Raw genomic sequence first — 24,193 nt, forward strand, 5'->3', positions numbered from 1 at the left:
GGCTGTACTACCTGTTCCCCTCGATGACGAACGGCTTCCTGACCAGCCCCGATCTGGTCGAATGGACACGCCACCCGTTCCTGAGCACCATGCCGGCCTGCGACTACGCTCCCGACGTGCGCCGGATCGGCGACTGGATGTACTTCTGCGCCTCCAGAATGGGTGAGAACAGCGCGTTCTACCGTTCCAAGGACCCGCTGCGCGAGCCGTTCGAGAAAATCGAGGGCACCTTCCAATTCTGGGACCCGGACATGTTCCTGGACGACGACGGCCGCCTCTACTTCTACTGGGGCTGCTCGAACGTGACCCCCATCTACGGCGTGGAGCTCGACCCGGACACCATGGAGCGCAAAGGCGAGCCGGTGCCGCTGATCTTCGGCAACACCGCCGAGCACGGCTTTGAGCGCACCGGAGACGAGCACGTGCCGCCCAAGAGCCCCGAACAAGTGCAGGCCGAGGTCGAGGCGATGGTCTCGCGCATGATGCAGGCCCCGACCGAGCAGCGCGCCGCCATGGGATTCGACTCTGAGGAGAAGATCCGCGCCACCGCCCAGGCCTTCCTCGGCACCGACCCATACATCGAGGGCGCATGGATGACCAAGGTCGGCGACCGCTACCTGCTGCAATACGCCGAACCCGGCACCGAATTCAACATCTACGGCGACGGCGTCTACGAATCCTCCTCGCCGCTGGGCCCGTTCACCCTGGCCGCCAACAACCCGTATTCCTACAAGCCGGGCGGCTTCGCCACCGGTGCCGGCCACGGCTCCACGTTGCTCGACCGCGAGGGACGTTACTGGCATGCCTCCACGATGCGCATCAGCCGCACCAACAACATGGAACGCCGGTTGGGCCTGTGGAAGGCGGGCGTGGACGCGGACGGTGAGCTGTTCTGCGACCAGCGCTACGGCGACTGGCCCGTGAACCCCGAGACCCCCGCGTTCGCCAAACCCGACTGGATGCTGCTGTCCTACGGGGTGGCCGCCAAGGCGTCGTCCGAGGAAACGGGCAAAGAGGCGGCGCATGTCGCCGACGAGGACATCCGCTCCTGGTGGCGTGCCGCCTCGGCCGACCCCGGTGAATGGGTCGAGATCGATCTGGGTGACGTGCGCGACGTGCACGCCGTGCAGGTGAATTTCGCCGACGACGGCATCGCGGCAGAACCCCCGGCCGATGGCCCAACCAAGTCGGATATGAGCGGCCTGCGCGTGATTGACACCGCCGAACACTGCACCCGCTGGCTGCTGCAGGGCAGCGAGGACGGCACCCAGTGGTCGGCGTTGGCCGACCGCGGCGACGCCGACACCAACCTGCCGCACGACTTCATCGTCCTCGGGGAGGGCCGTGCGATCCGCTACCTACGGCTCACGGTCCTCGAAACGCCGTTCGATCAGCCGGCCGCGGTCAGTGGCCTGCGTGTGTTCGGTCTTGCCTCCGGACCGGCTCCGGCGGCGCCCGCCGACGTCACCGCCACGCGCGAGGGCGACCTTGACATGACCGTCTCCTGGGAGCCCGCCGACGACGCCACCGGTCACAACATCCTCTGGGGCCACGCGCCGGACAAGCTCTACCACAGCTACATGGTCTTCGGTCCCGAACGCGGCTCCCAGCGCATCGGTGCACTGATCGCCGGCCAGCCGGTGTACGTGCGCGTCGACGCATTCAACGCCGCAGGTATCACCGAAGGAAAGGTCGTCAAGGTATGTTGATTATTCCCATAATCCGTATGGGCTCATCAGGCTGGACCCATACGAAAGAGAAAGGCGATGGTTGATGGTGAACGATACTGTACATGGTGCAACACTCCGTCAGGTTTTTAATCCATATTTGCCCACAAACGTGTATATACCGGATGGTGAGCCTCATGTGTTCGGGGATCGGCTATATATTTTCGGATCCCATGATCAGGAAGACGGAAGCACCTACTGCATGCTGCCGTACGAGGCATGGAGTGCGCCGGTCGACGATTTGACGGATTGGCGATGCGACGGCGAAATCTATCGTGCCGAGCAGGATCCCACTTGTGCCGAGCATGACCGATATTTGTATGCACCCGATGTGGTGCAGGGCAACGATGGCCGCTACTACTTGTACTACGCCATGGCTGGTGGTGACCGTTTCACTGGTCCGATTCACGTTGCAGTATGCGATGAGCCGGCCGGCCGTTATGAATATTACGGTGAGGTACATAACCCGGATGGCACTACCTTCGAACGAGACATCACCTTCGATCCCGGCGTCATCAACGATGACGGGGTTATTCGTCTGTACTATGGCTGGTCGCTCGGCGTGGACCCGGGCACCCTGCCTCCGGACGTCGACGTATCCATGATGCTGTCTACGAAGCGGCTGAGACAATTGGAGATGCAGATGTTCGGTAAAACCGCCGATCAGCTCGATGCCTCACCGTACGACATCATGGGGGCGAATACGGTGAGACTGGCAGATGACATGCTCACCGTGGCCTCGGATCCCAAGCGCATTGTTCCCGGCATGTTGGCGGCCGCCAGTACCGGATTCGAGAACCATGCGTTTTTCGAGGCCAGCAGCATCCGCAAGATTGATGACATCTACTATTTCATATACTCCTCACAGGCGAACCACGAACTGTGCTACGCCACAAGCAGGTATCCAGACCATGGTTTCGTCTATCGCGGCGTCATCGTGTCCAATGGAGATGTTGGCTATCAAGGGCGTACCTCTGCCGATCGACTCGCCTGTACTGGCAACAACCACGGCAGCATCATCGAAGTGAACGGTCAATGGTATGTGTTCTATCATAGGCAGACCCACAAAAGCCTGTATTCACGACAAGGATGCGCCGAGCCGATTAGCATTGCGGAGGATGGTTCCATCGCTCAGGTTGAGATGTCTAGCTGTGGTCTGAACGGCGGCCCGTTATGCGCGGTAGGCGAATACCCGGCGACGATTTGCTGTAACCTGACCAACGGCCATATGCCTCATCTGACGGATAATCCGGTCGCCGAGCCTATGCCGCATGTCGGTAACGACGACACGGCCCGGTTTATTGGTGAGATATGTGATGGTACCGTCATCGCATACAAGTGGTTCAAGTTCGACGGACCAACCACGCTGACGCTCCGTCTGCGTGGTTCGGCTTCCGGAGCCCTAACCGTCTACGCCGAACCTCCTGATAGCGGCGCTTTCGTCGTGGCCGACGGTGATGTTGTTGACGACAATCCTAAGTTACTCGGGAAGCTGTCCGTCGAACCGTCGAATAACTGGACTCATTCACGTCTTTATTTTGAGCTGGCTGGCATTTGGACCCTGACTTTCCATTACTCGGGGAATGGGCTTCTCGACATTGCCGGCTTGGCTTTCTGACTATGCCGATAGACAATGATGTTCACCGATGAAGGACTGATATGAATATCGAACAATGCACAATCAATCATCTCACCAATCCGTTGGGCTATCAGCTGAGAGAGCCAACGTTCGCGTGGAAAGTGGTCGATTCACAAGGACAGCGGCAGATTTCTGCTCGAATCATTGTATCCCAGCACGACGATTTAAATGATCCGATAGTCGATACCGACTGGTCGAATGAGCTCGACAGCCTCGGGACTACATGCCTTTCCGAGGCGGTACTGAAGCCACGAACCCGATACTACTGGACTGTAGGCGTGCGTACGGATGCCGGCGAAGAGACAACCAGTGGACTCAACTGGTTCGAGACCGGGAAACTCGGCGAGCCTTGGTCCGCTCAATGGATTACCGCCGATTGCGGAGAACGGCTCCCTGTCCTCTCGACGACGATTGACCTCAAGGACAATAAACGCGTCGAATCGGCCAGACTGTACATCAGCGGACTTGGTATGTATGAGGCTTGCATTGATGACATGAAAATCGGTGATGAACTGTTTGCTCCGGGCTATACAGATTACGATCAGTGGGTGCAATACCAGACCTACGATGTAACTGACATGGTTGTCTCAGGCTCCATACTCGGCGTAATGCTCGCCGACGGTTGGTATGCCAGCCGTATGGGTTTCGAATCACGAGCCGGAGATCCCGGGATATACGGGCAGGAGCGCAAGCTCATAGCCGAACTGCACGTCGTATACGAAGATGGCAGCGAAACGGTGATTGGCACCGATGACAAACACTGGACGGCCAAGGCCAGCACCATCACTTTCTCCGGCATCTACGATGGTGAACATCGTGATGATACTTTAATCGATGGCGCGGTAGTTTCTTGTTCCGTCACCGATGCGCCGTCCGGGCGTCTGGAAGCACGCCTCAGCCCACCAGTGACCGTCCATGAACGGTTCTCGGCGAGAATCGTTCACCAAATCGACGATGTAACTGTCCTAGACCTTGGACAGAACTTCTCCGGCATATTCCGTTTATCAGTCAATGAGCCGAAAGGACGAGAAGTCCATCTGCAATTTGGCGAAGTATTGCAGAACGGCGATTTCTACCGTGACAACCTGCGCACCGCGCTTGCCGAATACCGGTATATTTCCGAAGGCAGGCCAGCGGTCATCGAACCGAAGTTCACGTTTTACGGGTATCGGTACGTGCGAATCACCGGTGTGGAAAATCTGCAGGAAGAGGATTTCATGGGATACGCTGTCTACAGCCGTCTCGGCATTAGAGGACGTCTGACGACAGGCAGTGACTTGGTGAACCGACTTATCGCCAATGTACGTTGGGGATTCAAATCCAACGCCGTGGATACGCCGACCGACTGTCCGCAGAGAGATGAACGACTTGGCTGGACCGGCGACGCCCAAGTGTTCTGTCCCACCGCCTGCTATCTAGAGGACGGTTATGCTTTCTACGGCAAATATCTGCATGACATGGCTGCCGAACAATCAAACAACAATGGCATGGTGCCCGAATACATACCAGCGCTCCGGCATACCACAACAGCCGCGGTATGGGGCGACGCCGCAACATTCATTCCATGGACACTGTATCGGTTCTTCGGTGATACCAGCATTCTTGCCACGCAATATGAGTCCATGAAAGCTTGGGTGGAATGGGTGCGACGGACCGATGAATCTGGCAACGGCCGTATGTGGGGCAAGCGATTCCAATACGGGGACTGGCTCGCGCTGGATAAGCGGCACCGTACCGAGGAGGAGACCATGGGAGGTACGGATGCTGGATACGTCGCTTACGTGTATTACATGGCCAGTGCCGACATCCTGGCACGTACCGCGGAATTGCTCAAGCACGAGAAAGACGCTGTGGAATACCGTAACCTGTCCGACCGGGTCCGGGAATGGATCGAGTATGAGTACTTTACCCCATCTGGAAGATGTTGTTGCGAAACACAGTGCGCGTTGCTGCTTGCTCTAAAATATCATCTCAGCGCAGATGAAACTTGGACACGTGAGCGGTTGCGTACGTTGTTCCGCGACAATGACGACAAGCTCGAAACCGGGTTCGTGGGCACTTCGATTTTGAACCCCACATTATCAGATAGCGGGCTGTCAGGATTGGCGTACACATTACTGCTAAACGAGGAATATCCCGGATGGCTGAGGGAAATCAAACTCGGGGCTACCACGATTTGGGAAAGATGGAACAGCATCCGTGACGACGGCAGTATCTCCGGTACGCAAATGAACAGTCTCAACCATTACTCCTATGGCGCAATCGCCGAATGGATATTCGCCTATGCGGCAGGCATCCGGCAAGTAGAGTCAGCCGATGGAGCGGGGTTCCGGCATGCGCTTATCGCCCCGGAGGTCAATTGGAAAATTCGGCACATCGAAGCTTCCTATGATTCCGCCGCCGGAGAATACCGCGTCGCATGGCGGTGTCTAGACACGAATCACATTGAGATAGAGATTACTGTACCGTTTGGCTGCCAGGCGGATATCAGATTACCGCTGGCTGCATCCGATGCATTCACAGATGACAGGAACCCTTTGTTCGGTAATGTCGTTGACGGAATCTGCCACGTTGGACCGGGCGCATATCATGCGCGGTATCGAACATCGCAAGCCTTGGTCGCGACGTACAGCAGCGCAATGCCCATTGGACAGCTTCTGTCCTATGAGCCCACGCGGCGAGCGATTCAATCAGTCCTGCCTATGTCCGAAAGCACCAAGGTGCCTTCCATTGTGCAAGGTGTGCCACTCGCTGATATGCTCCGTGCCCATGGTGAAATGATGGGCCTAGGCAATCCTGACTCCGTGAATGCGGTCATCGACTCGCTTGATCAGGCGTTGGCGGGCGTAGCTGAATGATGAGTCCGCATGTGGCTTTCCTTCTATGGGAACTTCGGGCAGTTGCTGAGGGGTGAGGTAATAGGTTCGCGGTCGATGACATACAATGCGCTGTGCCCGTATCTCGTTGAAGTAGTCGCGGTTATATGGATGCAGGCCGCAAGGCCGGATAACTGAACCTTCTTCTTCTCTCTTCTCTCTGTGGAGCCCGGAAGCTGTTCCGGGCTCTTTTTACGTAGATGGCGGTCCGCGGTGCTACCTGTCATCGCCTAGAATTTCTCGTTCGAACGCGTCGAAATCGGCGTCCGATCGCAGCACGGTATCGGTCGGCAGAACGGAGGGTGATTTGTCACGCTGGGAGATTGGGACAACCGGTCCGGGATGTGCTGGTCCGGGAATGCCTCCGAACTCGCCGTTGTCGGCGTCCTCCGGCCAGCGGTCCAGCATGTCATCGGTGACCACGCGGCCGTTCTTGGCAATAAACGTCATGATGCCTCCTCTGGTTGGCAGCGTCCCCTACATGCATCACTGTGATGCATGGCACGGCATGCTTCACCGGTAACGACATTATCCCTGAGATGAGCAGGTACATGCCAATCCCGGATGATGGACGGGGCGAGTCCTCATGCCGTATATCAAGCGGTAGATATCTACTGGATAGTCTGTGGGCTGTTTACGTTGGAATCACGGATGATTGCCAGGCGAAGGAGCGCATATGGACGATTTGGGTGCGATGAGCAGGACCGGCCTGATCGAGGTCATGACGGAGCTGGACCGACAATACGCGCGGCTGCAGCGGGTGGAGGGCCTGCAACGGCAGGTCATGACCGAATTGGATAAGACCGACACGTATGGCGCGTACTGTCTGATTCTCGGGGTGCTTGGCGGCATCGCATGCGCGTTCGGCATTCTCATCGTGTTGGCGTCGAGCGGTGATTCGGATGCCGTCCCGTTCGGATGGTTGCTCCTGACCGTCGCCACTCTGCTGCTGGTCGCCTCGTTGGCGCAGTACCGGAAACGTATGGACCGCCTGTCCGGGCCGGATGCCGAGGTCCGGGGCCGTCTGGCTCGTCTTCAGGCCGAGCATGACAGGATAGAGGCGGCGATGAGGCCGTTGGCGTGGCGTTTCCCCGTTTCATGCCGTGGAGCGGAGGCGAACGCCTACATGCTGCAGATGCTGATATGCGGAAGAGCACAATGCTTCGCCGACGCGGCTTCCCAATGGGAGTCCTACGCTCATCGGCGCAGCATGGAGGAATCCGAACGACTGAGGGTCCAGGAGGCGCGCAGACAGACCATGATGATGTGCCTGATCGCAGCCGTCGAAATCAGCCGAGCGATCGGCCAGCAACGCCTGATTCGTGAGCAGAGTGAAATGTCAACGCTGACCGGCGGTCAGGACGACCGCTAAGTAGGCGGAGGGTCGTCACATGCGGTGGGTTCTGCTGATGCGCCGGGTTAGAATGGGCGGTAGTTTTCTACCGGTCTTGGCTTGGCGGTTGGTTGCCGTGATGCCGGGGATGGAGGGTGTGCGTATGGCTGTGGTGGCTCGTCCGGCTCCTCCCACGTCGCAGATCGTGGTCGGCATCCTCGAGCTGCTGGATGGCCATACGGATCGCGAGCACGGGGTGAGCGCCGCCTGGATCGCCGAACAGTTGGGTGTGACCGAGAAGACCGTGCGCGGGCATCTGCATACGTTGGAAGGGATCCAGCCGTTCGGGCGCAGGGTCGGTCGAATCATGCGCCGTGACCTGGAGCATGCGGAGAGCGCCGATCCGAGGCCGGGCTGGTATATCGAGCCCGTGTTCGATACCGCGCAGATGCGTCTGCTTGCGGATGGTGCGGTCATCTCCCGTTCGGATGGCGATTATCTGCGTGATCTGATCGCCAAGGTGTATTCGTTCGCCGGCCGTTCCGGGCAGGTCGACGACATGGGGGGGGAGCCGCGTACGCCGCGCAACTACAACCGTGAGTTCCTCAACAACATCGAACTGCTGAACGACGCCATCGACCACGGGCGGGCCATCGGCTTCCATTACTGCACGTACGATGTGGATGGTTCGCTCGTACCGCGTCGCGACGCGGAGGGCAACATAAGGGAGTACCGTGCGGATCCGTACCGGCTGATGTACCGGAACGGGAAATACTACCTGATCTGCCACATGCATCCATTTGAGGGCCTGTCCTACCTGCACGTGGAGCGGATCCGCGACCTGAAGGTCGACGGGGCCGACCATTCGCTCGAGCGTACGCTCGAGAGCCTCAACCCGCATCCGGGCGTCCCGTTCGATTTGGACCGGCATATGGAGGAGCGGCCCTATCCGATGAACGAGGCGGCCGTGCCCGTTCATTTGAGGATCCGCAAGACGCTGGAGCCCGTCTACGACTGGTTCGACGATGCCAGGGTCACGCGGCTTGACGGGGACGTGTACGACGTGTGGGTCACGGCCAACGAGCATGCCGTCCTGTGCTGGGTCCTGCAATACGCTTCGACCCGGCTCATCGAGGTGCTCTCCCCGCAGTCTTTGCGCGATTCCCTGCGTGAGACGGGCGCCTATCTTGCAGGGCTTTACGGTGGGGTCGTGTAGGGGAATCATCGGTTCACGGCCGACCACGTACTTTCGACATATATCATGGACTATTCGTACGGGCGAAACGCGACCTTGCCGCCCGTCGATCCGTACTTCCGCATCGTGGTACACACCTTCGAATTCGAGGATCATCGTGCGTCCGGCCAGATCCTTCCCCGGTGCGAGCTGGTGCACGTACTCGTAGTCTCGATCCTTCCGATCGTTGATCACACCAGCTTAGTTTCGTGGTTCGCCGACCGTTACCGCCCGTTCCAGCCGAGGTCGCGGGAGATTGTGTCGGCGGTGTCACGCACGAACGGGCCGAGCTGGCGCATACGGTCAGTGGGCATGAACGTTTTGAAGCTGGAGACGGAGATGGCGCATACGATTGCGCCGCCGGCGTCGCGCACGGGCGCGGCGATGCAGCGTACGCCGGGCTCGTTCTCTTCCAAGTCAAACGCGAATCCCTGACGCGCATAGCGGCCCATCGCGTGAGCGAATGCGGCTGCGCCGGAATAGTCATGTTCGGGCTGACGTTCCATGCGCGCACGGTCATCGAGATACTGTCGCTCCCAGCGGTCGGGACAGTCGAGCAGCAGCGCCTTGCCGATGCCGGTGTAGGTCAGCGGCATGCGGCAGCCCGGCCACGATCGGATTTCGATGTTGCGATTGCCGCGAACCTTGTCAAGATAGAGGGTTTCGCCATTGTCCTCCGCGGCGAGATGGACCGTGTCACGTGTTTCATCGGACAAATCTAGCAGGTATGGGCGCGCGATGGCAGGGACAGAAATGTCCTCGCGCGCCTGGAAGCCGAGTTCGATGAGCGCCGGGCCGAGGGCGAGCGTGCCCTCGACCGTGTCGCGCAGCATGCGTTCGGCGCGTAGCGCCTGCACGAGACGGTGCGTGGTGCTACGCGACAGGCCGGTTGCCGCGGTCAGGTCGGCGAGCGTGTGAGCCCCGGCGGCGACGGCTCTGAGCACGGCAATGCCGTTGATTAGGGTCTGTGCGCCGGGGACGGCGGGTTCATCGGTTCGGATCATACCGTTCATTCTCTTGACTCCCCTCGTCAGCGCAAGGACACATGGCGTGGCACAGGGAGTCAACTTCCTGACTACCCCTCAGTCGGCTTCGCCGCCAGCTCCCCCGACAAGGGGAGCCGAGAAGAGAAGATTAGTACTGGGCGAGTTCGGCGGTGAGACCTCGCACGTAGACATCGGTGTCGCCGCCGACGGCGACGAACGACGCACCCCACTCGAAGTACTTGCGCGCGGCGGCCGGGTCGAACGCGAGCGAGCCGATTGCCTTGCCATGGGAGGCAATCACGTCGAACGCGCGATGGATCTCGTCCTGAATCGCACCGGCATCGTCTGGGTGGCCGAGCGACGCAGACAGGTCGGCCGGTCCGATGAAGACGCCGTCAATGCCGTCTACGGACGCGATGTCATCGATGTTGTCGAGCGCCTCGCGCGATTCGACCTGCACGATCAGGCAGATTTCGTCGCGCGCGACGGTCATGTAGTCCGGAATCAGCCCCCAGCGGCCGGAACGCGCGATCACGCCGCCTACGCCGCGGATGCCGCTCGGCGCGTATTCGACCGCGCGGACCATTAGCTCAGCCTCTTCGCGCGTGTTCACCATCGGCACGAGCAGCGTCTGCGCGCCGAGATCGAGCACCTGCTTGATAAGCACCGGGTCGGCCGCCGGCGGACGCACGATCGGCGTGGTCGGATAGCCGTGGCAAGCGCGCAGCTGCGCGAGAATCGTGGTCAGGTCGTTCGGGCCGTGCTCGCCGTCGATGAGCAACCAATCGTAGCCGATTTCGGCGGCGATTTCAATGGACGTGGGAGAGCCCATCGCAATCCACAGACCCTTGAGTTGTGGACGACTGGCAGGATCGTTCGCGGTCGTGGCGACTTTGAGTGCCGCCTTGAACGAATTGTGCGGCAGGGATATGGAAGTCATGCAACGCTCCTTTGCGGAAAACCTAAGCTCGCCTCGGGCGAGGTAGCTGGCATGGAGAAGCCGTAACTGAGAGAGACCGAAAGCTAGGCCCACACCTTTCGACTACCCCTCAGTCAGCTTCGCTGACAAATCGTCCTGCAATACGGTCGGGGCTTGCGCCCTGCGCCGTTGATGGCTCACCGGCAGGCAATGTTCTGGCAAGGGGAGCTTGCCATTTGGTAAAAATCAATGCTGGAACGGACGTTCGAGCGGACAGTTGCGGTTGAGTTCGACGCCGAAACCGGGCTTGTCGAGCTGTTCGGCAGTCATGATGCCGCCTTCCGGCACGGGTTCGCCGACGAGGATCGGGTCGAACTGCGGACGCAGGCTGTCAGCATGTGACGAGGTCATCAGGAACTCGCTGAACGGCGTGTTCGTGAACGTGATCACCGCGTGATGCGAGTAGACAGATGAGCCGTGCGGCACGACCAGCTGGCCGCGCGACTTAGCGATTGCCGCGATCTCACACAGCGAAGTCACACCGCCGCACCAACCGACGTCAGGTTGCAGGATGTCGACGCCCGCGTCGGACAGTTCCTTGAACCCTTCGATCGTGCCGGTGTGCTCGCCGGTGGTCATGAGCATGCCCGTGGGCATGCTCTTCCTGAGCTGTCGGTACGACTCGATCTGGTTCGGCGGGAAGCATTCCTCGATCCACTTGAGCCTGTACGGAGCGGCCGCGTGCGCGAGCTTGATCGCATAGTTGACGGTCTGGCTCATCCAACAGTCGAACATGAGCCAAAAGTCGTCGCCGACGCGTTCGCGCATGTCGGCGAGCATGGCGATGTCCTTGGCGATGCCGGCGTCGCCGTCAGCCGGACCCCAGTGGGTCGGCATTTTGCCGCCGATGAATCCCATCTGTTGCGCGAGATCGGGGCGTGCGCCGGTCGCGTAGAAGTGGATTGTGTCGCGCACAGCGCCGCCGAGCAGCTTATAGACCGGCAGGTGCAGCACCTTGCCATAGAGGTCCCACAGCGCAAGGTCGACACAGGAGATGGTGTTGATGACCACGCCGCCGCCACCGGAGTAGAACAGCGTGGAGTTGAGCATCTGGTCATGGATGAGCTTGATTTGGTCGACGCGTTTGCCTTCGACGAAACGGGAAAGATGATGCTCGACGATGAAGCAGCCCGGATTGCCCGCGGTGGAAACCGCGAAGCCGGTGGTGCCGTCGGACGCCTCGACCTCGACGACGAGCGTGCCGAGCACGTTGATGCCAAACGACTGGCGAGACTGCTTGTACTCGTCGTACTTGCTCATCGGGGTGGCAATGTGGTCGTCGATCCAGTGGTCGTGACCTTGGTCGTGGTAGTCGCCGCCGCCTTGACCGTGGACCTTGGCCGCGGCCCCGCCCATCGAGTAGGCGCGGATGGCGGTGATCGTGGGCAGCTTCAATGATGGCGCCAGCGTCATAGTGGTTCCTCTCCGTCGCGGAATTGGTTGATACGTGCAACGCTACAACGTATGGAATGGCGTCCCTATATATGGGACAGTGTTCCACGTGTGGTGAACTGGTACCTATAGTGAGGTCGGCGCGCGTCGGCGCGCAAGCACCGCCGACCACGCCCCTATAGTCGTCTGCCGTCTGTGCCGAAGGAGCTTCATATGACCAGAAACACATATCATTTCGAAGGCAAAGTCGTCATCGTCACGGGCGGTGGTACCGGCATCGGCCGCGCGATCACGCGCGCGTTCCTCGACAACGGTGCAATCGTCGTCGCCGTCGGCCGCAAGCAGGCCCCGCTCGATGAAACCATCGCCGGCTACGAGCACGGCTACACGCACATCACCGACGTGTTCAGCCATGAGCAAGTTGCTGAACTCGTGCAATCCGTCGTCGACGAATTCGGCCATCTCGACGTCGTCGTCTCCAACGCCGGCATCTTCGAGGGCGGCGAAATCGAAAACGTGTCCGACGAAGTCTGGCACAAACTGTTTTCCGTCAATCTCGACGGTCTGTTCTACCTGACCAAGGAAGCGCTGCCGCACCTGATCAAGTCGCACGGCAACATCGTCGTCGACACGTCCGTCTCCGGACTGCGCGGCGACTGGGGACAGACCGCGTACAACTCGACCAAGCACGCGATGAACGGCTTCGTGCGCTGCGTAGCGCTCGATTACGGTGCCAAGGGCGTACGCGTGAACGCATTCGCGCCCGGATTCATCCAGACCGACATCAACAAGGAGGTGTGGACCGACCCGGAGCGTGTCAAGCCGTACACCGACCGCGTGGCGCTCGGCCGCACAGGACGCGCCGAAGACTGCGCCGGCATCGCGCTGTTCCTCGCCTCCGACGACGCCTCATACCTGACCGGCCTCGTGGTGCCAGTCGACGGCGGCACCACGGCTGCGACCGGCCAGGGCCGCAACTCGTACGAGAACGACACCCGTTCCGTGCTCTGATTCGCCGCCACAGCGGCACATTGTGTCAGATTTTAACTGCCGCATTCCTTAGTCTCGGCTCCCTTTGCTAGGACGTTGCCTGCAAGAAGCGGAGCTTGTTTGCAGGCAACGTACGAGCCCGACAGGCGAGCAAGCAACGGCGTGGAGCACAAGCCCCGACCGTAATTGCAGGACGAGCTGTCACGCAGTGACTGAGGGGTAGTCAGAACCTGTCACATTAAATCCGGCAAAGTGCTAGTTGGCGAGACTACGCACATGGTTGGTGCAGTTTCGCCCGCTGTCCATCAGCCATCGTTATCTTCATCACACCGTCATCACACACCACTGTCAAAGGAGACAGCATGAGCGAAATCGTCATCGACCGACTGACCACTATCATCCCGGAAACCGACGCGCAACGTAGCGAGCCAAGGCCGTTCATCGACACGCACGTTCACCTGATGCGCACCACGCTGTACCCGTGGTTCAACCGTTCGAAGGCGCTCACGTTCGAAGGCCCGTGGGATCCGCTGTTCGACGCGGGCGACTATCTGGCCGATGATCTGCGCGCGGAAACCGACGGCACGCCGATTGAACTCGTTGGTGCGGTGCATGTGCAGGCGAATGCAGCCGATCCGGTTGCTGAAGTCGATGCCGTGCAGCGTATGAGCGACGAATCCGACTGTCCGATCATGATTGTCGCCGGCGGCGATCTGAGCTCGCCTGACATCGAAGCGACGCTCGAGCGCGAGGCCGCGTATGCGAACGTGCGCGGTTTCCGTCAGAATCTCAACATGCACACGCATCCGCTGTATCACTACGTCGACAAACCGTACATGGACGACCCACAGTGGCTTGCCGGACTGGCTCTGCTCGGCAAGTACGGCATGAGCTTCGACATGCAGCTCTACCCGACGCAGTTTAGCCGCGCGTGCGAAGTGATTGACGCGCATTCGGACACGCTGTTCATTCTCAATCACGCGGGCATGTGGGCCGACCGCGACTTCGCCGGCTGGAAGTTGTGGCGCGACGGGCTGCGCGAGCTCGGCAAGCGCGGCAACTGCGTGGTCAAAATATCCGGACTTGTGTCGATGGACCATCGCTGGACGCTGGAAAGCATCAAGCCGGCCGTGTACACAGTCCTCGACTCGTTCGGTGTGAACCGCACGATGTTCGCGTCGAACTTCCCCGTCGACAAGTTGCACGGCACATACGCGGACATCATCCACGGCTTCGCACGCTGCGTCGAGACGCTGAGTGCGGTCGAACGCAACGCGATGTTTGTTGCGAACGCGCGGCGGTACTACCGGTTCTGACGTTACGCAAGGAACTCGCCGGTGACCGGATCGCGTCATCTCGTTCGATTGCGGCGAGCGTGCGGCTGTCATCGTCCTCGGCGCGCACGCGTGCGACCGCGGGCGGCACGAGCACGCGCAGGGCGCGATCCCGCTCGGCGACATGGACCGGCAGGTGACCGATGTGTTCGCTGTCGGCCATATAAGCCTCGGTGGTTTCGAGCCTTCTGCGGCACGCGTGATTTCGACGGCGCGCACGCGTTTCCAGTCGAAGATGCGCGAGGTGAGCAGACGACCGTTGTGGGCCTTCATGATTGCGTCACCGAGAGCACGTTCGGTATATGGCCGATTCAGATCAGATTATATCTATTCTCAGCGGATAGTTGACGCATGTCTCGGAGGCATGGTTGACGGGTCGTCGGTTGTTGTCCTTGTATGGATACACCAGTTAACAGGCGCCGACATGTAAACCATGCCCCCCCCGAGGCACTCGTCAACCATGTCTCAGGAGATACCGTCAACCATGCCTCCGAGACATGCGTCAACTATCCGCTGAGAATAGACAACATTGGAAAATCAGCTGTTATTGCGTTTAGGTGTTTTTGGTGGCGCACTAGTCCTTCTTATTATCAGAGACGGCGATTCAATCTGACATACAGGATCCGTTCTACCGTTCATTCGGCTGAGTAGCATTTGCGCCGCCTTTGTCCCCATTCCACTATCCGCCTCATTGATTGTGGTCAAATCGATGCCGTGCAGACCAGAAGCAAAAACGTTGTCATACCCCGTAACTGTAAGATCATACGGAATATCCAGATGACGATCATATGCGGCTCGCATTACGCCAAAAGCGGCTATATCGGAGCCGGCGAAAATCGCAGTGGGCGGATTGTCGGAATCAAGCAGCTGTGCTGCGGCGTCATAACCGCCTTGTTCGCTATACGTCGTAACAACTACTCTCGGTGTCAGGCCGTGCATGAGCATGGCGCTCTCATATCCCGACTGTCGGGTGGTGTGGGACAAGGTGAACGGAGGGGAAAACCCGCCGTCAGGCATGGATGTATAGGCGATATTGCGATGGCCGAGGGTAACAAGGTAGTCGACCATTGCCATGGCACCTTCGAACGAGTTGTCGGTAACCGTGTCGAAATGCTGGCCCACCCCATTCCTGGCCATAAGCACCATTGGGATTTGCTGGCCTAATTGTTCCAGCCAATCGGCGTCCAGCCACGGGGAGATGAGGATGATGCCATCGATTTGCCTGTCAATCAACGACTCGATTGAGCGGACCCCTTCGTCATTGTCGGTGCCACATATGGTTACGATGACTCTGTAAGGTGTCTGCTTAAAAAAGCGATCTATCTCGTCCGCAATCTGTGGAGGGAACGGGGAAGACAATTCCGGCATGGCTACGCCGACCGTATAGGATTTCCCTCTCATGGAGCGGGCTGCTGTCCTTGGTCGATAGTTGAGGCGTTCGACGGACGAATTCACTTTTTGGCGCATTTCTTCGCTGACTCCGTATGCATTCCTGAGGACTTTGGAGACTGCGGCTACGGAGACGCCGGCGTCTTTGGCGACATCTTTGATGGTTGCTTTTGTGTATATTGTTCTACATTCATCTTTGACTGTCATAATTTTATTATACACAATTCCAGTTATCTCATTACCTCTCCGAGATAAATGACCGAGAGTGACTTTGCATAAGACCTATATGCGAAAAGCTGGAAATCCAATGTTTCTCGAGTAAGAGACTTTTAATACCGGCAACATGCCGAAAAGGAATTGACAATACAGTCCCAAGGTCTTATCGTGTAGAACAATACACATAATCCAACAATGATTGTTGGTGGTACCGATTCGAAGTAAAACGACGAATCACATATTCAACGAAGAATAGGGAAACCGGCAGAAACGCCGGAAACAAGGAGCAAGTCATGGACGGTCCGACCATCCGCAGGATTTCAGCAGGCCTGGTCTGCGCATCACTGGTAATCTCATTGGGAGCATGCTCAAGTTCCACTGCTGGATCATCTGCAGCGGCAGGGGACAAAAACACGTTGGTGCTCGGAATGAACTCCGACATCCAAGGATGGGATCCCAGCATCCAGCCGGGCTTCCAAGGATGGGCCGGTGAAGCCATCTGGGACAAGCTTGTGTTCTGCAATGCGCAAGGGGAACCTGTAGAAGGCCTTGCGAAGACTTGGGAAATCAGCGAAGACAGGAAGAGCTTCACCGCTCATCTCCGTTCTGGAGTGAAATTCTCCGATGGATCCGAATTCACTTCCGAAGACGTCAAGTCGTCCTTTAAGTATTACGCCACGCACAGCAGTTCCACTGGCGATTATGAAGGTATGACCATTGATACCCCTGATGATCTGACAGTAAGAATCAATTGGCCGGATTCGCAGCCGGTCATCGAATCAAAAATCTGCAACGTCGCAATCAGCTCCACTGAGCTTCTTGATTCGGGACAGGTCAACGACACCCCGATTGGCACGGGGCCTTATGTGCTGGATTCCGGAAAGACCACTCGAGGTTCCGTATACACATTCACCAAGAATAAGGACTATTGGAACTCCGACCTTTATCCCTACGAGAATCTCGAAATCAAAGTCATCGAAGACTCGACCGCGGCGATTTCCGCACTGCAGGCGGGACAGATTGACGGCACCCTTATCAATATGAGCGATATCAAGCAGGTCGAGGGGTTTGGCGCGAAGGTAGAGCAATTCGAAGGAATCACCACCAGACTGTTGCTCACTGATCATTTGGGAGAGAAGATTCCCGCTCTAGGCGATGTACGAGTCCGTCAGGCCATCAACATGGTTTTCGATAAGGAAGCTATGGTCAAATCCTTGTTCGGCGGATATGGCGAGCCGACGGCACAGGTGTTCCGTAAAGGTACCGCCGCCTATATCGAGAATCTTAAGGACCCGTATCCGTTCAACGTGGAGAAGGCTCAGAAGCTCATGAAGGAAGCCGGATACGAGGACGGGTTCGAGATTGAACTTCCCACTATGACGGGCCAGGGTCTCGAGGAATTGATTCCATATGTCGTGCAGCAGTTGGCGAAGATTAACATTACCGTCAAGCAGGTTCCGTTGAGCGGAGCGAACGCTATTTCAGATCTGCTCAGTGGAACGTACCCCGTGGTCTTTTGGCGTCTTGGCAATCTTGGAAACGCGAAGCAGCAGGTCCAGGTTGAAATGGATTCCTCCGGCTATTGGAATCTCGAACATCAGAAGGATGATTACGTGGATTCTCGTTGGAAAGAACTTGCCACGGCCGATGATGCGACCGCCAAGAAGCTTCTCCAGGAAATCAACCAGTATGTCATCGACCAGGCGTGGTTCGCGCCCATGGCGTACACCGGTAACTTCTATGCCCATTCGAAGTCAGTTTCCATTCCCACACAATCCGATGTTGAGGCGCTGGCGCCGAAGCTGAGGGACTTCCAGAAGAACTAACCCATAGTGGAGGGGATGAACATGGTAGGTACACTAATACGAAAATTCGTCCGTTACTGCGCCGTGTCGCTGTGCGTCACATTCATCGTGTTCGCACTCATGTATGGCAATGGAGAAGCTATCGCGCATAGTGTCCTGGGTGTCAAGGCAACTCCCGAGGCTATCGCTACCAAGGTTTCCGAACTCGGCTTGGATCGGCCTCTGTTCGTCCAATACGGTGAATGGCTGACGAATGCGCTTCACGGTGATCTGGGAAGATCGTTCTATACGGGGCAGAAGGTAAATGAAGCCCTGATGCAGCGTGTCCCAGTAACCTTTTCCATCGTCATCCCCTCCTTGCTGTTGGCCGCTGTGATCAGCGTCCTGCTCGGCGTTCTTGCTTCGGTCAGAGGTGGCGTTGCTGATCGTGTTGTGCAGACGCTGTCGGTTCTGGGCAACGCTATCCCGTCCTTCATTGTGGCCATTGCGCTTGTATTCTTCTTCGCGATTTGGATGAAGATCCTGCCGCCAACCGGGTATGTTTCCCCGGCAGTGAGCATAAGCCAATGGGCTGCCACGATTACGCTGCCAGTGCTCACCCTGCTGGTCGGCGGTGTCGCATCTGCGGCACAGCAGTTCCGAACGGCCATGCTGGATACCCTCGGTCAGGATTACGTTCGTACCTTACGGGCGCGCGGATTGAGTGAGGCCAATGTGATATTTCGCCACGTGCTTCGTAATGCCGCAGCACCCGGCATGACGGTGGTGAGCCTGACCGTATTCAATCTGCTGGGAGGCGCGGTGTTCATCGAACAGGTGTTTGCCTTGCCTGGTTACGGTCAATTGGGCAATGTGTCAGCTCAAACAAGTGACGTGCCGATGGTCATGGGAACGGTGGCTGTGACCGTGGTCGTCGTCGTGGTGGTAAATTTCGTTGCGGATCTTCTAATCGCCGCATTGAACCCGAAAGCAAGGAAGAACCAATGAGCAAGGTCAATACCCGGCAGTATTCATCCTCCGCTGAGGATCCGCTTCCTATGCGACGATTCAGGGACACCACTTTCGGTAAACTTCTGAGGAACCCGCAATCAGTCTTGTGTCTCGCCTGGTTGGCTGTAGTGCTGGCAGTTGCGCTTCTTGCGCCTGTCATTTCCCCCTTGGATCCCAACGCCAGTGACCTGATGGCGACGAATGCGAAGCCGTTCTCTCCAGGACACTTTCTGGGAGCTGATCGTGGTGGCCGTGATATCCTCTCGCGTCTGATCTGGGGTTCGCGCCAAACGTTGATTGCGGTACTGGTCGTCAGCATCGTGTCGATTACACTTGGCGTGGTATCCGGTTTGATTGCCGGTTTTTATCGAGGCTGGTTCGAAACCGTCGCAGATTTTATTTCTGACAATCTCATGTCGATGCCCAGTATCGTTCTGCTGATTGCTCTCTATGCGCTCACTGGTCCGAACATCATAGCCATGATGGCGGTCTTTGGTGTCCTGACAGCCCCATCGTTCTACAGGCTTGTCAGATCGGTCGTCATCGGAGTCAGAAACGAGCTCTACGTGGATGCGGCACGAGTGGTTGGCCTATCCGACTGGCGTATCATCGGACGTCATGTCCTTTGGTCCGTCCGAGCCCCTGTGATTATCCAATGCTCGTTCGTCATGGCTTCAGGTATCGGAACCGAAGCTGGACTGTCGTTCCTTGGTCTTGGTGATCCTGCAAGCTCTTCCTGGGGTATTGTCCTTCAGGATTCGTTCAACTCCATCTACAACAATCCCGGCGTGATTTTCGCTCCGGCGATTCTTGTCAGTGTGACGATTCTGTGTTTCGTGCTGTTGGGCAATTCGCTCAGCGACATCTTGCAGTCAAGCGCGCGATCGAAGGTGCTTTCCCGCAGGGGTATACGCAAAGCGTTGCACAAAGTATGGAATACCGGCACCGCATCCAGCAAGCCAGTGGACATGTCGCAGCTTGAAGCGACTCCCGCTCTGCCGGTTGACGATGACGTGGTGATGTCCATCCAGGATCTGCATATGGGTTACCCGACCGCGAACGGTGATCTGAATGAGATTCTTCACGGTGTTTCCTTGAATATTCGCCGTGGTGAAATCCATGGTCTGGTCGGTGAATCCGGGTCCGGAAAATCCCAGGTCGTGTTCTCGGCCTTAGGAATCCTTCCTAAGGAAGCGATTCAACTCGGTGGCCATGTTATGGTGAACGGCAAGGATCTGCTGCATGATCAGAAGGCCTTGAGACGGATTCGTGGCAAACGCATCGGTTATGTTCCGCAGGAACCTATGAGCAATCTCGACCCGTCCTACACCATCGGTCATCAACTCATCGAAGGCATTCGTGCGGTCACAGACTTGACACACGAACAGGCGGACCGTAGGGCACGACAACTGCTCACAGACGTCGGCATCGACCGGGTGGATGATGTCATGAACTTGTATCCGTTCGAGATTTCAGGTGGCATGGCTCAACGAGTGCTGATCTGCGGCGCATTGGCTGGAGATCCTGACATTATCATCGCCGACGAGCCGACAACCGCCCTTGATGTGACCGTGCAGGCAGAGGTCTTGGACATCCTGCGGGCTCTCAGCCGTGAGCGTGGTCTTGCCATGATTCTGGTGACGCACAATCTCGGCGTGGTGGCGGACCTGTGCGATTACGTGAGTGTGATGAAAGACGGACGAATCGTCGAGCAGGGGCCGATAGATGATTTGTTTGACTCTCCCAAGAACGAATATACGAAGACATTGCTTTCGTCCGCGATGAGTGTGGAGCTGAAGGAGGCCGGAGATGAGTGAACCGATTCTGACGGTTGACGGTTTAGTGGTTCGTTTCCCTGGTAAACGAGGCAGACAGACCGAGATTATCCACGGAGTATCTTTTGATTTGTTCGCAGGGAAGACGCTGAGCCTGGTGGGCGAATCCGGATCCGGGAAAACCACGATCGCCCGAGCTATTCTAGGTCTGGCTCCAGTAAGCGAAGGGGAAGTCTGCTATCAAGGCAAACCGATCAGCAACCTTTCCCGCCGTGAACGTAGAGGCATAGCCCAGGACATACAAGTCGTATTCCAAAATCCCTATGGCTCGTTGAATCCGGCCATGAAAGTCGGAGACATCCTTTCGGAACCGTTATCCGTCGCAGGGGTTACGGAGAGTCGGGACCGGATTGCGGAATTGTTGACTTCGGTCGGGTTGCCCACCGATGCGATGGACAGGTATCCACGAGAGTTTTCCGGAGGACAACGACAACGTATAGCCATAGCTCGAGCATTGGCTTTGAACCCGTCGGTGATTATCTGCGATGAGCCGACCAGCGCATTGGATGTGACAACGCAGGCGAAAGTGCTGGGGTTGCTCAAGGAGATTCAACAGCGCACGAACGTCTCTTACCTATTCATCAGCCATGATCTGGGAGTTGTCAACGCCATCAGCGACAGGACGGCTGTCCTCTACAAAGGACGAATAGTGGAACTCGGCGCCGCGAAGCAGATAGCAGAACACCCGCGAGACCCCTATACGAAGAAACTGCAGATGGCCGCGCCTATAGCCAACCCGAAACTTCAGCGTCAACGACGCGAGGAACGGCTGCGCTACCTGGCCGAGTTAAAGCATGACATGAAAGAAGTCAACGATGACTATCAATAGTGTGCCGCCGATGGTTCGGGATGTTTCCCTCGAACATTGGGATCCCTCTCCCTGCGTGTTGGGTATCGGAGAGGAATGCCCTCGCCTGTCGTGGCGAATCGAATCCAATGATGGATTCAAACAGTCCTCCTACGAGGTGAAGACGAGCCGTGACGGGGTGACGTCGACGAAACGATATGATACTTCGAATCAGGTTCTGACTGAATGGCCATCTACTCCCCTGCAAAGCCGAGACAAGGTTACAGTGCAAGTCAGAGCGTTCGATGCCGCAGACAAGCAGTGGACGCTCTGGAGTGACCCAGTCACAGTGGAAGCAGGGCTTCTGAACCCTGAAGATTGGACATCCCGATTCATCGCCCCGGAGAAAGCCACAAACGTCGGTGCAATGGACTGCCCTGCGCCATTGTTCAGCAAAGAGTTCGAGTTGCCGGGCGAACCGGTTGCCGCTCGACTCTATATGACAGCTCATGGCGTTTTTGATGCCGCCGTAAATGGGAAAACCGTAGTCGAATCCGTGCTGGATCCAGGTTGGACCTCGTATCGGCATCGTCTACGTTACCGCACGTTCGATGTGACTGACGCCCTTTATGAGGGCTCGAACGATTTAACGGTTCTTCTTGGTGACGGATGGTGGAGAGGACATCTGAAATGGGAGAAACGACGCGCGTTCTACGGGGATCGACTGGCCTTGTGCGCGCAGTTGGAAGTTGAGTTCTCCGATGGATCCGGATTGGTCATCAACTCCGATGAATCCTGGTCGGTCCGGAATAGCGCCCTGAAAACCAATTCGCTGTACCACGGGTCGACGATTGACCTGCGGGACTGCCCGCCATCGGCATCGGGTCTGACCATTCGCGAAAAGCTGCTGCGGGTGAACGAGAATCCCGCATGCGGTGTGGAAATCGTAGACAAAGCAACAGGGGAACTGGTTGCCCCGGATGGTCCTCCGATTATCCCAACCGGCAGTCTGTCCGCTCAGAAAATCTGGCGATCCCCATCGGGGAAACTGCTGGTTGATTTCGGACAGAATGCGGTGGGATGGGTGCGATTGGCCGTTCGAGAGATTCCCGAAGGATCAAGGGTCACGGTCCATCATGCGGAAGTCTTGGAACATGGCGAACTAGGCGTACGACCGTTACGCTCGGCCAAAGCCGTGGATGAGTACGTGATTGACGGGAAGAACGAACAGACATTGGAGCCGGAATTCACCTTGCACGGGTTCAGGTACGCCCAAGTCGACGGCGTGAAAGATCTTCATCCGAAAGACATCTGCATGGTCTTGGCCGGGACAGGAATGCGTCGCATCGGTGGTTTTTCCTGTTCTGATGAACGGTTGAACAGGCTGTTCGAAAACGTGGTCTGGGGCACCCGATCCAATTTCGTGGACATTCCGACGGACTGCCCACAGCGTGATGAACGTCTGGGATGGACAGGTGACATCCAGGTGTTCAGTCCTACCGCCCTCTACCTGTTCAATGTGTCCGGGCTCTTGGAATCATGGCTTAAGGATTTGGCCGCGGAACAATATCCCGATGGGGGAGTCCCGCATGTGATTCCCGAACCGGATGCGGGTGAGATAGACCCGCCGGCCTGCGCGTGGGGTGACGCCGCGGTCATCGTCCCGTGGAATGTGTACCAGGCCACAGGTGACACGGAGATGCTCCGACGTCAGATTAACAGCATGATCGCATGGGTTGACTGCATGGATAATCTGGCTGGAGACTCCCACCTTTGGCGTGGAGGATTCCAATTCGGTGACTGGCTTGATCCGACTGCTCCCCCTGACCAGCCTGATGCGGCCAAAGCCAATCCGGACGTGGTGGCAACCGGTTGTTTTGCCAGGTGTACTGAAATCGTTTCCCAAGCCTTATATGTCATCGGAGACAATCATCGGGCATCGCATTACAGCCGTCTGGCAGCAAGCATCAGGCAAGCGTTCAGGAACGCTTTCGTCTCCCCGGACGGAACCATCGTATCCGACGCTCAAACCGTGTACGCCCTCGCCATCAAATGGGGGCTGCTGGAAAACGATTATCTGATCAAGCTGGCCGGAAAACGGTTGAGCGATCTCGTTCGAGAAGACGGATGGCATATCGCCACAGGATTCGTGGGAACCCCGATTATCTGCGACGCTCTGACCATGACCGGGCATATGCAGGATGCGTGGAAGCTGCTGACTCAGGAGGAATGCCCGTCTTGGCTGTATCCGGTCACGATGGGAGCCACGACGATATGGGAACGTTGGGATTCCATGCTCCCCGACGGGTCCATTAATCCGGGGGAGATGACCAGCTTCAACCATTACGCGCTGGGTGCAGTGGCGGAATGGATGATTCACCACCTGGCCGGTTTGCGCTCAACGGCACCGGGATGGCAGCAGGTTGAAGTACGGCCGACGTACTTCGCAGACCTGCAGTATGCGAAAACCTATCACGACAGTGCCTATGGTCGCATCATGGTGTCATGGCATAGGGAAGGAGAACTCGTTGACATGGATGTCTCCATCCCGGAAGGTGTCCAGGCACAAGTCCATCTTGCGGACGGCACATGCCGGAAGGTTGAACAAGGCATCCATCATTGGCAGACCAGAATCGACGGCATTATCGAGACAGGCAAATAATCCACGATCAATAAGGCAA

17 protein-coding genes are annotated in these 24,193 nt (G+C 57.5%); 12 read left to right on the plus strand and 5 right to left on the minus strand.

The genetic code is table 11. The features are described from left to right. The 3 genes from JS536_RS05495 to JS536_RS05505 form a co-directional block, all read left to right on the plus strand. Nucleotides 1–1,709, plus strand: a 1,709-nt coding sequence (locus JS536_RS05495; RefSeq protein ID WP_214356110.1) for a family 43 glycosylhydrolase, incomplete at its 5' end; no start/stop codon positions are given. Nucleotides 1,710–1,773: 64 nt separating this feature from the next. Further along, nucleotides 1,774–3,345: a family 43 glycosylhydrolase gene (locus tag JS536_RS05500; RefSeq protein ID WP_214356111.1), complete on the plus strand. Its 1,572-nt coding sequence runs from the start codon at nt 1,774–1,776 to the stop codon at nt 3,343–3,345. 41 nt (nt 3,346–3,386) lie between these two features. Then, on the plus strand, nt 3,387–6,224 hold the full coding sequence (locus tag JS536_RS05505; RefSeq protein WP_214356112.1) for an alpha-L-rhamnosidase: 2,838 nt from the start codon (nt 3,387–3,389) through the stop codon (nt 6,222–6,224). A 234-nt stretch (nt 6,225–6,458) separates the two neighbouring features. On the opposite strand, the gene JS536_RS05510 is transcribed toward JS536_RS05505, so the two are convergent. Continuing rightward, complete coding sequence (locus JS536_RS05510; protein WP_214356113.1) at nt 6,459–6,692, minus strand: hypothetical protein; 234 nt, start codon at nt 6,690–6,692, stop codon at nt 6,459–6,461. A 226-nt stretch (nt 6,693–6,918) separates the two neighbouring features. Between JS536_RS05510 and JS536_RS05515 the strand changes: the two genes are divergently transcribed. Together JS536_RS05515 and JS536_RS05520 are read left to right on the plus strand one after the other, a co-directional pair. Beyond that, nucleotides 6,919–7,614, plus strand: coding sequence for a hypothetical protein (locus tag JS536_RS05515; RefSeq protein ID WP_214356114.1), 696 nt, complete (start codon nt 6,919–6,921; stop codon nt 7,612–7,614). Nucleotides 7,615–7,738: 124 nt separating this feature from the next. Continuing rightward, nucleotides 7,739–8,791, plus strand: a complete 1,053-nt coding sequence (locus tag JS536_RS05520; protein WP_214356115.1) for a WYL domain-containing transcriptional regulator — start codon at nt 7,739–7,741, stop codon at nt 8,789–8,791. A gap of 242 nt (nt 8,792–9,033) precedes the next feature. On the opposite strand, the gene JS536_RS05525 is transcribed toward JS536_RS05520, so the two are convergent. From JS536_RS05525 to rhmD, 3 genes are all read right to left on the minus strand, one after another. Continuing rightward, complete coding sequence (locus tag JS536_RS05525) at nt 9,034–9,813, minus strand: IclR family transcriptional regulator (protein WP_214356116.1); 780 nt, start codon at nt 9,811–9,813, stop codon at nt 9,034–9,036. Nucleotides 9,814–9,943: 130 nt separating this feature from the next. Then, a complete protein-coding gene (locus JS536_RS05530) occupies nt 9,944–10,735 on the minus strand; it encodes an HpcH/HpaI aldolase/citrate lyase family protein (RefSeq protein ID WP_214356117.1) in 792 nt (263 codons plus the stop codon). Between the two features lie 225 nt (nt 10,736–10,960). Further along, nucleotides 10,961–12,187, minus strand: a complete 1,227-nt coding sequence (gene rhmD / locus JS536_RS05535; protein ID WP_214356118.1) for an L-rhamnonate dehydratase — start codon at nt 12,185–12,187, stop codon at nt 10,961–10,963. Between the two features lie 192 nt (nt 12,188–12,379). Between rhmD and JS536_RS05540 the strand changes: the two genes are divergently transcribed. Next, on the plus strand, nt 12,380–13,177 hold the full coding sequence (locus tag JS536_RS05540; RefSeq protein WP_214356119.1) for an SDR family oxidoreductase: 798 nt from the start codon (nt 12,380–12,382) through the stop codon (nt 13,175–13,177). Between the two features lie 341 nt (nt 13,178–13,518). Further along, nucleotides 13,519–14,472, plus strand: coding sequence for an amidohydrolase family protein (locus JS536_RS05545; RefSeq protein WP_214356120.1), 954 nt, complete (start codon nt 13,519–13,521; stop codon nt 14,470–14,472). A 555-nt stretch (nt 14,473–15,027) separates the two neighbouring features. On the opposite strand, the gene JS536_RS05550 is transcribed toward JS536_RS05545, so the two are convergent. Continuing rightward, a complete protein-coding gene (locus JS536_RS05550) occupies nt 15,028–16,086 on the minus strand; it encodes a LacI family DNA-binding transcriptional regulator (RefSeq protein WP_214356121.1) in 1,059 nt (352 codons plus the stop codon). A gap of 302 nt (nt 16,087–16,388) precedes the next feature. Between JS536_RS05550 and JS536_RS05555 the strand changes: the two genes are divergently transcribed. Genes JS536_RS05555 through JS536_RS05575 form a run of 5 tightly spaced genes read left to right on the plus strand, consistent with a single transcriptional unit; the run spans nt 16,389 to nt 24,174 of the window. Next, nucleotides 16,389–17,921: an ABC transporter substrate-binding protein gene (locus JS536_RS05555; RefSeq protein ID WP_214356122.1), complete on the plus strand. Its 1,533-nt coding sequence runs from the start codon at nt 16,389–16,391 to the stop codon at nt 17,919–17,921. A gap of 21 nt (nt 17,922–17,942) precedes the next feature. Beyond that, entirely contained in the window at nt 17,943–18,887 is a 945-nt protein-coding gene (locus JS536_RS05560) for an ABC transporter permease (protein WP_214356123.1), read from the plus strand. Beyond that, on the plus strand, nt 18,884–20,707 hold the full coding sequence (locus JS536_RS05565) for a dipeptide/oligopeptide/nickel ABC transporter permease/ATP-binding protein (protein ID WP_214356124.1): 1,824 nt from the start codon (nt 18,884–18,886) through the stop codon (nt 20,705–20,707). The genes JS536_RS05560 and JS536_RS05565 overlap by 4 nt, the downstream gene beginning before the upstream one ends. Next, nucleotides 20,700–21,554 carry an ATP-binding cassette domain-containing protein gene (locus JS536_RS05570; RefSeq protein ID WP_214356125.1) on the plus strand — a complete coding sequence of 285 codons (855 nt, stop codon included), beginning with the start codon at nt 20,700–20,702 and terminating at the stop codon, nt 21,552–21,554. Before JS536_RS05565 ends, JS536_RS05570 begins: the two co-directional genes overlap by 8 nt. Continuing rightward, a complete protein-coding gene (locus tag JS536_RS05575; protein WP_214356126.1) occupies nt 21,541–24,174 on the plus strand; it encodes an alpha-L-rhamnosidase in 2,634 nt (877 codons plus the stop codon). The genes JS536_RS05570 and JS536_RS05575 overlap by 14 nt, the downstream gene beginning before the upstream one ends. The last annotated feature ends 19 nt before the right edge of the window (nt 24,175–24,193 follow it).

Origin of the sequence: Bifidobacterium sp. SO4 (assembly GCF_018555355.1) — a bacterium.
In the GTDB taxonomy this organism is placed as follows: domain Bacteria; phylum Actinomycetota; class Actinomycetes; order Actinomycetales; family Bifidobacteriaceae; genus Bifidobacterium; species Bifidobacterium miconisargentati.

What these genes read in the sequence shown, in the direction of transcription:
- JS536_RS05550 (WP_214356121.1), bottom strand. Translation starts at nt 16,086, where the DNA reads ATGACAGTCAAAGATGAATGTAGAACAATATACACAAAAGCAACCATC.
- JS536_RS05555 (WP_214356122.1), top strand. Translation starts at nt 16,389, where the DNA reads ATGGACGGTCCGACCATCCGCAGGATTTCAGCAGGCCTGGTCTGCGCA.
- JS536_RS05545 (WP_214356120.1), top strand. Translation starts at nt 13,519, where the DNA reads ATGAGCGAAATCGTCATCGACCGACTGACCACTATCATCCCGGAAACC.
- JS536_RS05505 (WP_214356112.1), top strand. Translation starts at nt 3,387, where the DNA reads ATGAATATCGAACAATGCACAATCAATCATCTCACCAATCCGTTGGGC.
- JS536_RS05525 (WP_214356116.1), bottom strand. Translation starts at nt 9,813, where the DNA reads ATGATCCGAACCGATGAACCCGCCGTCCCCGGCGCACAGACCCTAATC.
- JS536_RS05510 (WP_214356113.1), bottom strand. Translation starts at nt 6,692, where the DNA reads ATGACGTTTATTGCCAAGAACGGCCGCGTGGTCACCGATGACATGCTG.
- JS536_RS05540 (WP_214356119.1), top strand. Translation starts at nt 12,380, where the DNA reads ATGACCAGAAACACATATCATTTCGAAGGCAAAGTCGTCATCGTCACG.
- JS536_RS05530 (WP_214356117.1), bottom strand. Translation starts at nt 10,735, where the DNA reads ATGACTTCCATATCCCTGCCGCACAATTCGTTCAAGGCGGCACTCAAA.
- JS536_RS05565 (WP_214356124.1), top strand. Translation starts at nt 18,884, where the DNA reads ATGAGCAAGGTCAATACCCGGCAGTATTCATCCTCCGCTGAGGATCCG.
- JS536_RS05500 (WP_214356111.1), top strand. Translation starts at nt 1,774, where the DNA reads ATGGTGAACGATACTGTACATGGTGCAACACTCCGTCAGGTTTTTAAT.
- JS536_RS05570 (WP_214356125.1), top strand. Translation starts at nt 20,700, where the DNA reads ATGAGTGAACCGATTCTGACGGTTGACGGTTTAGTGGTTCGTTTCCCT.
- rhmD (WP_214356118.1), bottom strand. Translation starts at nt 12,187, where the DNA reads ATGACGCTGGCGCCATCATTGAAGCTGCCCACGATCACCGCCATCCGC.
- JS536_RS05575 (WP_214356126.1), top strand. Translation starts at nt 21,541, where the DNA reads ATGACTATCAATAGTGTGCCGCCGATGGTTCGGGATGTTTCCCTCGAA.
- JS536_RS05520 (WP_214356115.1), top strand. Translation starts at nt 7,739, where the DNA reads ATGGCTGTGGTGGCTCGTCCGGCTCCTCCCACGTCGCAGATCGTGGTC.
- JS536_RS05515 (WP_214356114.1), top strand. Translation starts at nt 6,919, where the DNA reads ATGGACGATTTGGGTGCGATGAGCAGGACCGGCCTGATCGAGGTCATG.
- JS536_RS05560 (WP_214356123.1), top strand. Translation starts at nt 17,943, where the DNA reads ATGGTAGGTACACTAATACGAAAATTCGTCCGTTACTGCGCCGTGTCG.